At 61.4% G+C, this 12,398-nt stretch carries 14 protein-coding genes; 10 read left to right on the top strand and 4 right to left on the bottom strand.

What is annotated here, in order from left to right; all coding sequences use genetic code 11:
• Window positions 1-348: 348 nt before the first annotated feature.
• Complete coding sequence (locus ACQ4WY_RS13150; protein ID WP_436504464.1) at window positions 349-1,125, bottom strand: enoyl-CoA hydratase; 777 nt, start codon at window positions 1,123-1,125, stop codon at window positions 349-351.
• A 79-nt stretch (window positions 1,126-1,204) separates the two neighbouring features.
• Here ACQ4WY_RS13150 and ACQ4WY_RS13155 point away from each other — a divergent pair, with 79 nt between their 5' ends.
• Both ACQ4WY_RS13155 and ACQ4WY_RS13160 read left to right on the top strand, forming a co-directional pair.
• A complete protein-coding gene (locus ACQ4WY_RS13155) occupies window positions 1,205-2,506 on the top strand; it encodes an MFS transporter (RefSeq protein ID WP_436504465.1) in 1,302 nt (433 codons plus the stop codon).
• 137 nt (window positions 2,507-2,643) lie between these two features.
• On the top strand, window positions 2,644-3,081 hold the full coding sequence (locus ACQ4WY_RS13160) for a universal stress protein (protein ID WP_436504466.1): 438 nt from the start codon (window positions 2,644-2,646) through the stop codon (window positions 3,079-3,081).
• A 40-nt stretch (window positions 3,082-3,121) separates the two neighbouring features.
• Here the strand turns inward: ACQ4WY_RS13160 and mltA are convergent, their stop codons facing one another.
• A complete protein-coding gene (gene mltA / locus ACQ4WY_RS13165) occupies window positions 3,122-4,390 on the bottom strand; it encodes a murein transglycosylase A (protein ID WP_436504467.1) in 1,269 nt (422 codons plus the stop codon).
• A 10-nt stretch (window positions 4,391-4,400) separates the two neighbouring features.
• Between mltA and ACQ4WY_RS13170 the strand changes: the two genes are divergently transcribed.
• Entirely contained in the window at window positions 4,401-4,547 is a 147-nt protein-coding gene (locus ACQ4WY_RS13170; protein WP_170909598.1) for a hypothetical protein, read from the top strand.
• 25 nt (window positions 4,548-4,572) lie between these two features.
• On the opposite strand, the gene apaG is transcribed toward ACQ4WY_RS13170, so the two are convergent.
• On the bottom strand, window positions 4,573-4,947 hold the full coding sequence (gene apaG, locus ACQ4WY_RS13175; RefSeq protein ID WP_034753698.1) for a Co2+/Mg2+ efflux facilitator ApaG/CorD: 375 nt from the start codon (window positions 4,945-4,947) through the stop codon (window positions 4,573-4,575).
• Window positions 4,948-5,112: 165 nt separating this feature from the next.
• Here apaG and rpe point away from each other — a divergent pair, with 165 nt between their 5' ends.
• The 7 genes from rpe to ACQ4WY_RS13210 all read left to right on the top strand — a co-directional run bounded on the left by rpe (window position 5,113) and on the right by ACQ4WY_RS13210 (window position 11,257).
• Window positions 5,113-5,787, top strand: a complete 675-nt coding sequence (gene rpe / locus ACQ4WY_RS13180; RefSeq protein WP_436504469.1) for a ribulose-phosphate 3-epimerase — start codon at window positions 5,113-5,115, stop codon at window positions 5,785-5,787.
• On the top strand, window positions 5,787-6,503 hold the full coding sequence (locus tag ACQ4WY_RS13185; RefSeq protein ID WP_436504470.1) for a phosphoglycolate phosphatase: 717 nt from the start codon (window positions 5,787-5,789) through the stop codon (window positions 6,501-6,503). Before rpe ends, ACQ4WY_RS13185 begins: the two co-directional genes overlap by 1 nt.
• A gap of 255 nt (window positions 6,504-6,758) precedes the next feature.
• Window positions 6,759-8,255, top strand: a complete 1,497-nt coding sequence (trpE, locus tag ACQ4WY_RS13190) for an anthranilate synthase component I (RefSeq protein ID WP_436504471.1) — start codon at window positions 6,759-6,761, stop codon at window positions 8,253-8,255.
• 1 nt (window position 8,256) lies between these two features.
• A complete protein-coding gene (locus ACQ4WY_RS13195) occupies window positions 8,257-8,820 on the top strand; it encodes an aminodeoxychorismate/anthranilate synthase component II (protein ID WP_436504473.1) in 564 nt (187 codons plus the stop codon).
• 65 nt (window positions 8,821-8,885) lie between these two features.
• Window positions 8,886-9,929 carry an anthranilate phosphoribosyltransferase gene (gene trpD / locus ACQ4WY_RS13200; protein WP_436504474.1) on the top strand — a complete coding sequence of 348 codons (1,044 nt, stop codon included), beginning with the start codon at window positions 8,886-8,888 and terminating at the stop codon, window positions 9,927-9,929.
• Window positions 9,930-9,962: 33 nt separating this feature from the next.
• Window positions 9,963-10,763 (top strand): indole-3-glycerol phosphate synthase TrpC, encoded by an 801-nt coding sequence (gene trpC / locus ACQ4WY_RS13205; protein ID WP_426073163.1) that lies wholly within the window; start codon window positions 9,963-9,965, stop codon window positions 10,761-10,763.
• A 20-nt stretch (window positions 10,764-10,783) separates the two neighbouring features.
• A complete protein-coding gene (locus tag ACQ4WY_RS13210; protein ID WP_436504476.1) occupies window positions 10,784-11,257 on the top strand; it encodes an energy transducer TonB in 474 nt (157 codons plus the stop codon).
• On the opposite strand, the gene ACQ4WY_RS13215 is transcribed toward ACQ4WY_RS13210, so the two are convergent.
• On the bottom strand, window positions 11,208-12,377 hold the full coding sequence (locus ACQ4WY_RS13215; protein WP_436504477.1) for a GGDEF domain-containing protein: 1,170 nt from the start codon (window positions 12,375-12,377) through the stop codon (window positions 11,208-11,210). The genes ACQ4WY_RS13210 and ACQ4WY_RS13215 overlap by 50 nt on opposite strands.
• Window positions 12,378-12,398 lie beyond the last annotated feature (21 nt).

The raw sequence follows: 12,398 nt of genomic DNA on the forward strand, positions 1-12,398 counted from the left end.
GGGTCGCTCACTCAAAAAACTGACAGGCTACTTCCGAAGAAGTATCCTATTTCATTATTTCTTGTGAACATTTGATATTTTAAGTTAGACGCCAATCCGAAGATTGACGCTGCACTTGCATCAAATGCCCACACTTATCGACTGTTAATTGTTAAAGAACGGTATTCGGTACTGCTTATTTGCTACTCTCGCGCTATCGACAAAGCGTTGTGTTTGTCAGCTGCGAAGAAGGAAGAGTATGAAGCGTTTCGGCTATTTCGTCAACCTTCTTTTTTTGCCGTTTGCTACTGCATCCGGCTCCCTCTGTTTCGCTAAAACTACTGCGTCTCATCGGGGAGGCGAATCATATCAAAGACCGTCGAAGTTTGGCAAGCGCTTTTCCAGGAAAGCGTGCATGCCTTCTTTTTGTGCAGGCGTGCCAAAGGCGGCCTGGAACAAACGGCGCTCGTAAGCGACACCATCGGTCAAGGTGGTTTCGAAGGCGCGGTTGACGCAATCCTTGATCATCATGGCAACCGAGATCGGCATGGCGGCGATGGTCTTGGCGGCGGCCAAGGTTTCTTCCAGCAATTTATCGGCCGGCACCACGCGCGACACCAAGCCGATGCGTTCCGCCTCGGCAGCGTCGATGGTGCGCGCCGTCAGCAGCAGATCCATGGCCTTGGCCTTGCCAATGGCGCGCGGCAAACGCTGCGTACCGCCCGCGCCTGGCGTGACGCCAACCTTGATTTCCGGCTGGCCAAATTTGGCGCTGTCGGCGGCGATCAGGAAATCGCACATCATGGCCAGTTCGCAGCCGCCACCGAGCGCGTAGCCAGCCACCGCGCCCACCACCGGTTTGCGTACGCGCAAGATATGCTCCCAGTTGCGGCTGATATAACCCTGGGTAAAGGTATCGGGATAAGTGTAATCGGCCATGGCGGCGATATCGGCGCCGGCGGCAAACGCTTTTTCGCTGCCCGTGAGCACGATACAGCCGATATTGTCATCCGCATCGAACTTCAGCAGGGCGTCGCCCAGTTCATTCATCATGTTGTCGTTCAAGGCGTTCAAGGCCTTCGGGCGATTCAGGCGGATGATCGCCACTTTGTCCTGGATATCGATGATCAAGTCTTCGTATTGCATATAGTCTCCTCTGGATGAACACGGTATCGACGATTGTAGCGGCTAACGGCAGCGGCGCGACAGGTGCGCTGCTATTATTGTGAACCCGATCACCTTTATCGAGCAGCGTATTTTCTCCTCCTTCTTTCAGTACTGCACCCACTACCTGCGCGGCGACGGCAGCGCCGCCAGCGTCAATTTCCGCCGCCTATGGTTCAGCAATGGACTCAATTGCTTCGGCGCCCAGATCACCTCGCTGGCCCTGCCCCTGTGCGCGGTACTCTTGCTGCATGCCACGCCAGAGCAGATGGGTTTGCTGGTCGCCTTGCAGGCGCTGCCGTTTGCGCTCTTCGGCTTGCCCGTCGGCGTGCTGCTGGACCGGCGCAGCAAGCACCCGATCATGCTGTTCAGCGAAAGCATGTCGGGCCTGGCCCTGGCCAGCGTGGCCGTCGCCTACTGGTGTGGCGTGCTATCGATGCCCTGGTTATATATAGTGGGATTCATCATCGGCACGGGCTTCGTCGTGGGCGGCGGTGCCGAACAGGTCTTTCTGACTTTCCTGGTGGGCCGCGATGGCTTGATCGATGCGCAGTCGAAATTTGCCGCCACCGAATCGGCTTCGCGCCTGATCGGCCCCGGCCTGGCTGGCGTCCTGGTGCAAGTCTTGTCAGCTCCCGTCGCCATCCTGTGCACGGCTTGCGGTTATCTGATTTCCGTCTTCAATTTGCGTGCCATGAGCGTACGCGATCCGCGTCCCGCACCATCCGACAAACACGCCTTGCGCGACATCGCCGACGGCTTGCTGTTTGTCTGGCGCGAACCGCTGCTGCGCGCGCTGGCCTGGGGCGCCGGCATCTGGCACTTCCTGTTCTACGCCAGCATGGCCTTGACGGTGCTGTTCGCCACGCGCGACCTGGGCATGAGCCCTGGGGTGCTGGGCATGACGCAGATGCTGGGCGGCGCCGGCGTCTTGCTCAGCGCCTTCATCGTCAAACCGCTGACGCACCGCTATGGCGCCGGCCGCACCATCCTGATCGGCCTGGCATCGACGTCGCTCTGTTTTGCCCTGACACCAACGATTCCCGCCGCGCTATTTGGCAGCGCGGCGGCCAGCGCTGTGGCTTATGCCGTGCTGATGTTCTTTTTCGACTGCGGCGTGATGCTGTTTTTTATTCCCTACCTGGGCCTGCGCCAGAAGGTCACGCCCGATCCCATGCTGGGCCGCATGACGTCGACCATGCGCTTCCTGACGGTGGCGACGGCGCCGCTGGGCGCCCTGGCAGCCGGCTGGGTAGCGGAGCACTTCGGCGTGCGCAATGGCCTGGCCTGCATCGCGGCAGGCAGCATCCTGTTGACCGTCGCCATGGTATGGGGCACGCCACTTCGTAGCGTGCGCACCTGAAGCGATGAACGGGCATACACTGCTGAAAGATTGCCTTGGCGACACTATTCATACCAAAGCTCGCGAGGTTTGATTTACATCAAGGTTTTAGTTGATGTAAATCCATAAGCTGTCTTACATCACTTGAGGAGCACGCTATGTTTAACACCATCTTATTTCCCACCGACGGCTCGCCGTTGTCCGACAAAGCCGCCGAGACCGCCCTCGCCTTCGCCCAATTGAACAAAGCCAAGCTGGTCGCCATCAGCGTGGTGCAGCCCTTCCCGTTCTCGCCGATGGCCGACGGCGGCATCGTGCTCGACGCCAGCCTGTATGAACAGCAGATGCAGGAAGCCTCGCAACGCGCCATCGACAAGATCGGCGCAGCTGCGCGCGCCGTCGGCGTGCCCTTCGAAGGCGTGGTGGCCGTGTCACCGAGCCCGCACGACGAAATCGTCAATGCGGCGCAAACCTACCATTGCGACATCATCCTGATGGCCTCGCATGGCCGCAAAGGCTTGAACAAGCTGTTCGTGGGCAGCGAAACGCAAAAAGTGCTGGCGCATACCCATTTACCCGTCATGGTCTTGCGCTAACCTTGCGTTAGCGCAATCCCCGCCCGGCGCCCCGAGAAATTCAGCGCGCCGGCGCCTGCTTCGGCAGCAACACCCACACGGCGCCGCTCTGCTTCATGCGGCCCGCATTCTCGGCCGCTTCCGCGCCAAAGCCAAAGAAGTAATCGACACGAATGGGCCCGCGAATGGCGCCGCCCGTATCCTGCGCCATCACCAGGCGCTGCATGGGAATTTCGCTATTGGCTTGCGTGGTTGCCAGATACACGGGCGCACCGAGCGGCAGGAAGCGCGAATCGATGGCCACCGAGCGCTGCGGCGTCAGCGGCACGCCCAGCGCACCCTTCGGCCCCACTTTCGGATCAGGCAGACGCTCCTCCTTGAAGAAGACATAGCTGGGATTGGCGTTGAACAATTCATCCTTGCGCGTGGGATGGCCGGCGATCCACGCCTTGATGCCCTGCGCGGACGCCTGACTCAGGGTCAGCTCGCCCTTGTCGACCAGGTAGCGGCCGATCGATTTATAGGGATGGCCGTTTTGATCCGCGTACGCCACGCGCACGGTTTCCTGCGTATCGGTCAGCTGCACGCGCCCGGAACCCTGCACTTGCAGGAAGAACGCCTCGACTTCGTCGTCCACCCACAGTAATTCCTTGCCCGTAACGGACGTGGCGCGCTCGATGTCGGCGCGGGTCGCGTACGGTATCACCTTCTTGCCGACCAGCTTGCCGCGCAAGCGCATGTTCTTCAATTCCGGATACACGCCGGCCAGGTCAACCGAGACCAGGTCGTCCGGCACCTTGTACAGCGGTGTCTGATATGGACCGCCGCGCTTGCGCGCGCCATGCAGCAAAGGTTCGTAATAACCGGTCACCAAACCGGTACTGGCGCCATCGGCGGTGATGACTTGATTGGGCACAAAGAACGTCTCGAAGAACAGGCGGATGGCCTTGTCGCTGTCGGCATTCACCTGGCGCGCAATCGTGCACGATTCTTTCCAGTCCGGACGTTTCACCAGCACGCCGCACGAAGCCATGAACGCTGGCCAGGCGGCGCGCATGTCGTCGCGGGCCCAGCCTGGCAAGGCGGCAAACTTGGCGGGCACGAAGGTGGGGGCAGCCGCATCCGTGGCATCCTTGGCGTCGGCCGGCTTGGCCGGCACTGGCTCGACGACGGTCGGAGCGATGGCCGGCGCCTTGCCAGTCGCGGTGACCGGCTCTGCCGGCGGCGTGGTACAGGCGGAAAGCGCAAGCGCGACGGCACCGATTGAAACGGGTAGACTACCGCGTGTAAAGAGATGGCGGGTAAATACTAAGTTGCGGGTAAATAACATAGGGGTGCGTATGTGGATCTTGATGATAGAGGCGCTGGTGGCGTTCTTCCTGCTGGCATTTATAGTCTGGTGGACCATGTATTCGGGTAAAAAACCCGCGCCACCGGCGCGCAAGCAGCTCAGTGAAGAACAGGACAGCACCGAAAAACTGAAGTAAAGGGGCGCAAGCCTCCGGCGTCACGTTAATGCAGGGTACGCGGCACCGACAGCACGAACTCGGGAATCGGCGCTTCGAACTGATGGCCATCTTCGGCCACGCAAAAGTATTCGCCGTGCATCGAGCCTTGCGGCGTGCCCAGCATCGTCCCGCTCGTGTATTCGAACTGTTCGCCCGGCTGCAGCAACGGCTGGTGGCCGACGGCGCCCAGGCCGCGCACCTCTTCCACCTTGTTGTTCGCATCCGTGATGACCCAGTGGCGCGAAATCAGTTGCGCGCCAGCCGTGCCCGTGTTGACGACGCGGATCGTGTAGCTGAACACGTGCCGCCCCTGGTCCGGTGCCGATTGCTCGGGCAGATATTGCGTCTTGACCGTTACCGTAAATTCATAAGTCGCCATCGTCATTCCTATTCAGACATTGCCAGTCGTATTGTGTGTCGCGCGCGGCGCATTGGCCATCGCGCGACGCGTATTCTGTGTTTCACTGTACTTCAATGAGGCATGGTAACGGCGTCAGGCGTAAAATAGCGCAAATCGCATTTTCTATCCTTTGGCTACTTCACCATGACAACATTCCGTATCGCTCCCAGCATCCTGTCCGCCGACTTTGCCCGCCTGGGCGAGGAAGTGCGCAACGTCGTTACCGCCGGCGCCGACATCATCCACTTCGACGTGATGGATAACCATTATGTGCCGAACCTGACCATCGGCCCGCTGGTGTGCGAAGCGATTCGCCCGCACGTCCAAGTACCCATCGATGTGCATCTGATGGTCAAGCCTGTCGATCGCATTATCCCGGATTTCGCCAAGGCTGGCGCGAACATCATCACCTTTCACCCGGAAGCGTCGGATCACGTGGACCGTTCCTTGCAGCTGATCCGCGATAATGGCTGCAAATCGGGCCTGGTGTTCAATCCGGGCACGCCGCTGCACTACCTGGAACACGTGATGGACAAGATCGACATCATCCTGATCATGTCCGTCAACCCGGGCTTCGGCGGCCAGTCCTTCATTCCGCAAGCGCTGAAGAAAATCGCCGAAGCGCGCCGCATGATCGACGAATCGGGCCGTGACATCATGCTGGAAGTCGATGGCGGCATCAAGATCGACAACATCGCCGCCGCCGCTGCCGCCGGCGCCGACACCTTCGTCGCCGGCTCGGCCATCTTCGGCAAGCCGGACTACAAGGCAGTCATCGACGCCATGCGCGCCGAATTGGCCAAAACAGTGGGCGCCTGATGCAGCCGGGCACGGTGAAAGACCACGTACTGGCTGGCGTGCGCGCCGCCATCATCGACCTTGATGGCACGATGCTCGACACCGTGCCCGATTTTCATGTCGCCATCAACGGCATGCGCGCCGAACTGGATCTGGCGCCCATCAGCGCCGAGGCCATCAAGCTGATGGTGGGCAAGGGCTCGGAAAACCTGATCCGCACCGTGCTGGCGCTCGACTTCGATGCGGCTGGCGTGGAGCAGCATTTCGAGCAGGCGATGGACGGTTACCAGCGCCACTACCTGGCCATCAATGGCCAGTTCAGCACCCTGTACCCGGACGTGGAAGCGGGACTGGCGGCAATGAAAGCGGCGGGCTTGCGCCTGGCCTGCGTCACCAACAAGCCGATCGGCTTCGCCCTGCCCCTGCTGCAGCAGAAAAAGCTCGATGGGTATTTCGAGATCGTCTACGGCGGCGATTCGCTACCGAAGAAGAAACCGCACCCGCTGCCGCTGCTGCAAGTGTGCGCGGACTTCGACTTGCCGCCCGCCAAAGTGGTGGCCATCGGCGACTCCTCGAATGACGCGCAAGCGGCCCGGGCTGCGGGCTGCCCCGTCTTGACAGTACCGTATGGTTACAACCACGGACACTCTATACACGACACCGATTCCGATGGTATAGTAAATACGCTGCTCGAAGCGGCCCATTTTATTAGCATGCACAACAGACCAGCATACTGACCATACCTAACACCATATCGTGAACACGTTTCTCATCAAAAAACACAATGTCACCCAAACCGGCTCGATTGAGGCCTGGCTTTGGCGACGCTGGCAATCCTGGCAGGCCTAAGGGCCGAGCCGTGTAAGATTGCTGTCAGCTGCAGGCGCGCATGTGCGTGCTGTATGCACTGGCAGGTTTTTTGATAACCCACCGCAGGGTCTGTGCTTTGTAAGCACGACGCACACGCGTACCCTGGCGGCATGGAGAGACACATGACCGAACTCGAATTCAAATCGCTGGCCCAGCAAGGCTACAACCGCGTCCCCCTGATCGCGGAAGCCTTCGCCGACCTGGAAACCCCGCTCACGCTGTACCTGAAACTGGCGCAGACCCAGCAAGGCGGCAAGAACACCTTTTTGCTCGAATCCGTCGTCGGCGGCGAACGCTTCGGCCGCTATTCCTTCATCGGCTTGCCCGCCACCACCGTGTTGCGCAGCTATGGCAGCCACACGGAAATCGTCAGGAACGGCGTCGTGATCGAAGAGCACGAAGGCAATCCGCTCGACTTCATCGAACAGTACCAGTCGCGCTTCAAGGTAGCCCTGCGCCCCGGCATGCCGCGTTTCTGCGGTGGCTTGGCCGGTTACTTCGGCTACGACACCGTGCGCCACATCGAGAAAAAACTGGCCGGCGGCGCGCCGAAAGACGATTTGAACCTGCCCGACATCCAGCTGATGGTGACGGAGGAACTGGCCGTCATCGACAACCTGTCGGGCAAGCTGTACCTGATCGTCTACGCCGACACGGCGCAGCCCGAGTCGTTCTCGAAAGCGCGCCAGCGCCTGAAAGACTTGCGCATGATGCTGCGCCGCGGCGTCGATGCGCCCGTCACCAGCGCTTCCGTGCGCACGGAAACCATCCGCGACTTTGCCAAGGAAGACTATCTGAAGGCGGTCGCCAAGGCGCATGAATATGTGATGGCCGGTGACCTGATGCAGGTGCAGATCGGCCAGCGTATCCGCAAGCCATATGTCGATTCGCCGCTGACCCTGTACCGCGCCCTGCGTTCGCTGAACCCGTCGCCGTATATGTACTTCTATAATTTTGGCGACATGCAGATCATCGGCGCCTCGCCCGAGATTTTGGTGCGCAACGAGAACACGGCCGACGGCGGCAAGAAAGTCACCCTGCGCCCCATCGCCGGCACCCGTCCGCGCGGCGCCACGCCAGAACGCGATGCCGAGCTGTCGGCCGAGCTGCTGGCTGACCCGAAAGAGATCGCCGAGCACGTGATGCTGATCGACCTGGCGCGCAATGACATCGGCCGCATCGCCGAAACAGGCAGCGTGCACGTCACCGACCGCATGGTCATCGAAAAATACTCGCACGTGCAGCACATCGTCTCGAACGTGGAAGGCACCCTGAAGGAAGGCTTGTCGAACCTGGACGTGCTGCGCGCGACCTTCCCCGCCGGCACCCTGACGGGCGCACCGAAAGTGCGCGCCATGGAAGTGATCGACGAACTGGAAATCACCAAGCGCGGCATCTATGGCGGCGCCTGCGGCTACCTGTCGTTTGGCGGCGAAATGGATGTGGCGATCGCGATTCGCACGGGCGTGATCAAGGACGGCATGCTGTACGTGCAGGCTGCGGCCGGCATCGTGGCCGACTCGGTCCTCGAAATGGAATGGCAGGAAACCGAAAACAAGGCGCGCGCCGTACTGCGCGCCGCCGAACAAGTGCAAGATGGCCTGGATGGGGAGTTTTAAGATGCTGCTAATGATCGACAACTACGACTCCTTCACCTACAACATCGTGCAGTATTTCGGTGAGCTGGGCGAAGACGTGCGGGTGTACCGCAACGATGAAATCACGATCGAACAGATCGAGGCGCTGAACCCGGACCGCATCTGCATTTCGCCCGGCCCGAAAGCACCAAAGCAGGCGGGCATTTCGGTGGAAGTGCTCAAGCACTTCGCCGGCAAGAAGCCGATACTGGGCGTGTGCCTGGGCCACCAGGCCATCGGCGAGGCGTTTGGCGGTAAAGTCATCCGCGCCAAGCAAGTCATGCATGGCAAGACATCCCTCATCGCGCATACGGGCGTGGGCGTTTTCAAAGGCTTGCCCAGCCCCTTCACAGTGATCCGCTACCACTCTTTGGCGATCGAACGCGCCTCGCTGCCTTCCTGCCTGGAAGTGACAGCGTGGACGGACGACGGCGAAATCATGGGCGTGCGCCACCGGGAATACGATATCGAGGGAGTGCAGTTCCACCCCGAATCGATCCTCTCGGAGCACGGCCACGCCCTGCTGAAGAATTTTCTCGAGCGCTGATCCCATGCGCACGCCCCGGCGTGCCATCAGTGTCCTCCTGCGCCATCATTGAAGAAGGAAGCATCATGCCGATCACCCCACAAGAAGCCCTGCTGCGCTGCATCGAACACCGCGAGATCTTTCACGACGAAATGCTGTACCTGTTCCGCCAGATCATGTCCGGCGAAATGTCGCCCACCATGATCGCGGCCCTCACTATGGGCTTGCGCGTGAAAAAGGAAACCATCGGCGAAATCGCCGCCGCCGCGCAAGTGATGCGCGAGTTTTCCACCAAGGTGCCCATGGCCGACACCACCAACCTGCTCGACATCGTCGGCACGGGTGGCGACGGCGCGCACACTTTCAATATTTCCACCGCTTCGATGTTCGTGGCGGCGGCAGCCGGCGCGCGCGTGGCCAAGCATGGCGGGCGCAGCGTCTCCTCCTCGTCCGGCAGCGCCGACGTGCTCGATTCCCTGGGCGTCAACATCAACCTGCAGCCCGAGCAGATCGCCCAGTCGATCGCGCAAACGGGCATCGGCTTCATGTACGCGCCCAACCACCACGCGGCCATGAAGCATGCGGCGCCCGTGCGCAAGGAGTTGGGCGTGCGCACGATTTTCAACATCCTCGGCCCGCTGACCAATCCGGCCGGCGCGCCGAATATTCTGATGGGCGTATTCCACGCCGACCTGGTCGGCATCCAGGTGCGCGTGCTGCAGCGCCTGGGCGCGCAGCATGCCATCGTCGTATATGGCCACGACAATATGGATGAAGTGTCGCTGGGCGCGGCCACCATGGTGGGCGAACTGGTCAACGGCGAGATCCGTGAATATGAAATCCATCCCGAAGACTTCGGCATGTCGATGATCGCCAGCCGCAATCTGAAGGTGGCCGATTCTATCGAGTCGAAGGCCAAGATGATGGAAGCGCTGCGCGGCGAACCCGGTGCTGCCGCCGACATCGTCGCCCTGAACGCGGGCACGGCGCTGTACGCGGCCGGCGTGGCCAGCTCGATCGAAGACGGCCTGGCGCGTGCGCGCACCGCCGTCACTTCCGGCGCCGCGCTGGCGAAACTCGCTCAATTCGTGCAGGTGACGCAGCAGCTGGGCACCCCGGCGCAAGCCTAAGCTTCCGTCCTCCTTTATAGAATAGTGACCATCATGTCCGACATACTCGATAAAATCCTGGCCGTGAAAGCCGATGAAGTGGCCAAGGCCAAGGCCCACCGCAGCCTGGCCAGCCTGCGCGGCGACGTGGAAAGCGACAGCGCCCTGCGCGCCGGCCTGCGCGGTTTTGAAGCGAGCCTGCGCCAGCACATCGCCGCCGGCAAGCCCGGCATCATCGCCGAAGTAAAAAAGGCGTCGCCGTCGAAAGGCGTGATCCGCGCAGACTTCCGTCCGTTTGATATCGCCGCCAGCTATGCCGCGCATGGCGCGGCTTGCCTGTCCGTGCTGACGGACGAACAGTTCTTCCAGGGATCCGTGGCATATCTGCAGCAGGCGCGTGCCGCCTGCGCCATCCCCGTGCTGCGCAAGGATTTCATGGTCGACATGTACCAGATCTATGAAGCGCGCGCCATGGGCGCCGACTGCATCCTCCTGATCGTCGCGGCGCTCGACCATGGCCTGATGGCCGAGATGGAAGCGTGTGCCCACGAACTGGGCATGGGCGTGCTGATCGAAAGCCACGACGGCGAAGAACTGACGGCGGCGCTCAAGCTCAAGAGCGCGCTGATCGGCATCAACAACCGCAACCTGCGCACCTTCGAAACGTCGCTCGACACGACCATCAACCTGTTACCGCGCATCCCGCAAGACAAATTGATCATCACGGAATCGGGCATCCACAGCACGGCCGACGTGCAACGCATGCGCGATGCGCACATCCACAGTTTCCTCGTGGGCGAAGCGTTCATGCGCGCGCCAGACCCCGGCGTGGAGCTGGAACGCCTGTTCAGTTAAACCGTGGTAGTCTGGCAGACATGAGACACGCGATCACCATCCTTGCCACCACTGTCCTGCTGTCGGCTTGCCAGAATGCATCCCCGCCAGCGGGGCGCATGCCCTTGCCTGTGGAGCGCACGCCCCCTGGCACGCCGGCCGCGATACAGCTCGCCGCCAGCATCGACGCCTACAAGTCGCTGGTGGCGCAGCAGATCATGGCGGCCAACGGGGAATACACGTTCAGCGGGCGCCTGCCGCCCATGCTGCCGGCCATCGTCGTGCTCGACCTGAGCGTGGGTCCCGACGGCGAACTGAAAAGCGTGCATGTCCACCGTTCGCGCGACAGCGAAGCATCGGCCGCGGCGCTGGCTGCCGTGCGGCGCGTGCCAGCGTTCTTTCCGCCGGCGGGACACCTGATGCGCAGCCACGCACGCACCTTCGATTTCTCCGAAACCTTCCTGTTCAACGACCAGTACCGATTCCAGCTGCGATCCTTGTCCGGTCCTCAGTAAACGCGCAAGCATCGAGTTCGATGCGGTCGCGTCCCCGCTCCTTGGCCAGGTACAGGGCAGCATCGGCGCGCGACAGCAACTGTTCCAGTCCTTCCACCACCGATGCCTGGCAAGCGACGCCTATGCTGACCGTACATGATGGCAGCCCCGCATGATTGGGCTCGCGCAGCAAGGCGCGGATGCGTTCGGCAACGCCCAGCGCATTATGCGCCGGCATGTCCGGCATCAGCACGACGAACTCCTCGCCGCCGAAACGCGCCACGCAATCCGATTCGCGCAAGGCGCCACCGATGACGCTGGCCACATGCGCCAGCACCCGGTCACCCACCGCGTGACCGTAGCGGTCATTGATCAATTTGAAGTAATCGAGGTCGATACTGAGCAGTGTCAGCGGCAAGCGGCGGCGCCGCAGATTGCCAATTTCTCGTGCATAGGCGTCGCCAAAGCCGCGCCGGTTCAGCACCTGTGTCAGCGGATCGTGGGTCGAGCGGCGCTCCAGTATCTGCTGCAGGCGGCGCGTCGCCACCGTCATGAAGCCCACCGTCAGCAGCAGCGCCATGAAATTGGCGACCGCCAGATAGATGCCGGCCGGCGTACCGGCCACCGTCAGGTTCACGCTGGCGCCGCCATGCAGCAAGGCAGACACGCCGCGCGCCAGCACCACGACAGCTTGCAACAGCATCAGCGCACCAAAGAAAAAACTGGAGAAATGGCGCTCGCCATGGCGCCATACCAGTTGCGCCTGGCGCGCGTAAAACAGGAAGACCAGCAGGGAGAAGACCGCCACCCGCACCGAGAAATCGGGGTGCACCAGCAGCCACCAGCTATTGCCGGCAATAGACAGGGCAAGGATCAGCAGGTAGGCGCGGCGGCTGGGCGCCAGACCAAAGAATTTCTCCGTGCCCAGCATCGACAGGCCGATGCCGGCCACCAGCGCCGCATTGGCCGCGATCATGGACAATGCCGGCGGCAGCACTTCGCGGGTGCCGAACAGCAGCGACGCGCACACCAGCAACAGCAAACCGGCCGCCCAATGCCCCAGGCCATGCACCTCGCGCCGGAAACTGCGATACACCGAGAACATGACGACGCTCATCGCCCCGCACATCAGGGTCGTCATCAGCATAATCGTTCGAGGATC

Source organism: Janthinobacterium salmonicoloratum, assembly GCF_051380845.1.
Classification (GTDB): Bacteria; Pseudomonadota; Gammaproteobacteria; order Burkholderiales; family Burkholderiaceae_D; genus Janthinobacterium; species Janthinobacterium lividum_F.